The organism is Anaeromassilibacillus sp. Marseille-P3371, assembly GCF_900169665.1.
Lineage (GTDB): Bacteria > Bacillota > Clostridia > Oscillospirales > Acutalibacteraceae > Anaeromassilibacillus.
Window position 1 is genome coordinate 133,519 of the sequence record NZ_LT835157.1, and the last position, 2,453, is coordinate 135,971.

The window sequence follows — 2,453 nt, forward strand, 5'->3', positions numbered from 1 at the left end:
AATCGATAACAGGGAACTTCCGTAGGAGGCGCCGTATAAAGGACATTGTGTGTCTGAATTGGATAGAAACATTGTAATTGTATTATAGGAAAAGTAGAAGTAACCGATATTCAATCAAGTGACCGGCAATTGGTAACAGGGAACTTTCGTAGAAGGACATCGAAGGCGCGAAAGACGTGATGTATCCGTTTATGATAGGTGAACATAAGAATTAAGTTGTGGAAAGAGTAAAAATAGCGGGTATCCGAATCAAGTGGCTAGTAATCGATAACAGGGAACTTCCGTAGGAAGTACCATAGGGATGAAGGACGTTGTGTGTCTGGAATGGATAGGCAAACATTGGAATTGCATTATAGGAAAAGGAGAAGTAACCGGTACTCAATCAAGTGCCTAACGGTCAATAATAAGGGACTTCCGTAGGAGATGCCGAAGGCGCAAAAGATGCGATGTATCCAATAATAAGGCAACATCGGAATCGTGTTGTGGAAGGAGTAAAAATAGCTGGAATCCGATCACTGGTGTATCTAAAAAATCAATAATCATTCGGATCTACACTTCTCCCGCTTGCGTGGGTTGTAGTAGCTCTTTCAGTAGAGTAGAGGTCCATAACCGTGCGGCGGTTCTTAAAGATATTTTTCATTTTTCCTCGGCCACACTCTTGTGAAATTCCGTATGTTCATATTTTTGTCTGGTACCCCTACGGACAGAAATGCAAAACAGGGCCACCTTAAAAAGCACCGGCAATCCTTGCTGCCTATTCCACCACCCCTGCTAACGCCTCTCTCCCCTTTCAAACTATATCCCACAAAAACAAAGTCTCTGTACCGGATTATGTACTGCCCCCAATTATACGGATAGCACAAAAAGTCCCTTGGTAGGAAAAATTAAGTTTTAAGCGGAGTGGCGCAGCGTGAGCGGCGCCACTCCAGCTTTTAACTGGATACGGTCGTGGTTGTAAAAATAAATGTAGCTGTCAATGCCCTCCCTGGCCTCAGCAAATGTCGTTGGCTTGAGGCGGGAGATGCACTCTATTTTTAGAATGGAGAAGAAATTTTCTGCCATAGCATTGTCATAACAGTTTCCCCGTCTTGACATGGACGGCGTTATACCATAGGATTGAGTCAGGTGAAAATACTCTCGGGAAGTGTATTGANCGGCAGGAAACTTCCGCGGGGAGCGCCATAGATGCAAAAGACATTGTACATCCACCGGGCCAGAGTACGGGTATCTATACGACACTGCCAAGGCAGAAAGCAGTGAAGCACTGCACGGTGACCATTGGTTGAATGTAGGATGACTTGCGAAGAGCATAAGCCGTTCGATTAAGCAACCGCTGCTGGAAGACAGACCGTGTAGGAAACACCATAGGAGTGAAAGACGCTATACGTCCCCGATTGATAGGAGGGAATTGAAATCAAGTTACAGAAAAAATGAAGGTAGTTCGCATTCGATCAAGTGTCTGGTAATCGATAACAGGGAACTTCCGTAGGAGGCGCCGTATAAAGGACATTGTGTGTCTGAATTGGATAGAAACATTGTAATTGTATTATAGGAAAAGTAGAAGTAACCGATATTCAATCAAGTGACCGGCAATTGGTAACAGGGAACTTTCGTAGAAGGACATCGAAGGCGCGAAAGACGCGATGTATTCGTTTATGATAGGTGAACATAAGAATTAAGTTGTAGAAAAGGTAAAAATAGTTGGTATCCGATCAAGTGTCTGGTAATCGATAACAGGGAACTTCCGTAGGAGGCGCCGTATAAAGGTCGTTTTGCGTCTGGAGTTGATGGGAAAACATTGGAATTGCATTATAGGAAGAGTAGAAATAACCGGTACTCAATCAAGTGTCTAACGGTCAATAGTAAGGGACTTCCGTAAGAAATGCCGAAGGCACGAAAGACGCTGTACATTTGTGGGAGAAGAAGGGCATCTACTGCCCTATCGCATAGCCGATGTGTTTGTAAAAGGACAAGCCTAAAGACAGAAACCAAACATACGGATAACCGTCTTGAGAAGAGAGGGAGCATTCAAGGGACGGTGTGGGTTCAGACGACCCTGGTGGAACGCAATTGAACAAAGGCAAAAGACCCGCTTCGGTTTTAGTCGGAACGGGTTTCTTTTGTGTGTTTGCAAGGTAGAGAATAAAGAGAATTGTACAGTCTGTTTTCGGATAGTCACGATACCCCTCTATAAAATGATGAACATCAATCTAAAAAAGTAATTTATACACACAGATTGACTGAATTAGCCACACAGGTAAATTATTCCTATATACAATAATATTTTGCATAATATAATAAAATTTCTTGTCATAAACCGGAAATTCTATTGACATTATTAATATAACCTGCTTTAATTGTACTAACAGCTAAAGTCAATAAATATCTTAACCGGCCAGAATGTGCTTCGGTTTAAAAAGGGAGATGAGAATGGACTCACATCGTTCAAAGGC

At 42.7% G+C, this 2,453-nt stretch carries 1 protein-coding gene; it reads right to left on the reverse strand.

Annotation, left to right across the window (positions count from 1 at the left end):
- Nucleotides 1–891 precede the first annotated feature (891 nt).
- A complete protein-coding gene (locus tag B9Y59_RS16360) occupies nt 892–1,311 on the reverse strand; it encodes an IS3 family transposase (RefSeq protein WP_256366507.1) in 420 nt (139 codons plus the stop codon).
- Between the last annotated feature and the right edge of the window lie 1,142 nt (nt 1,312–2,453).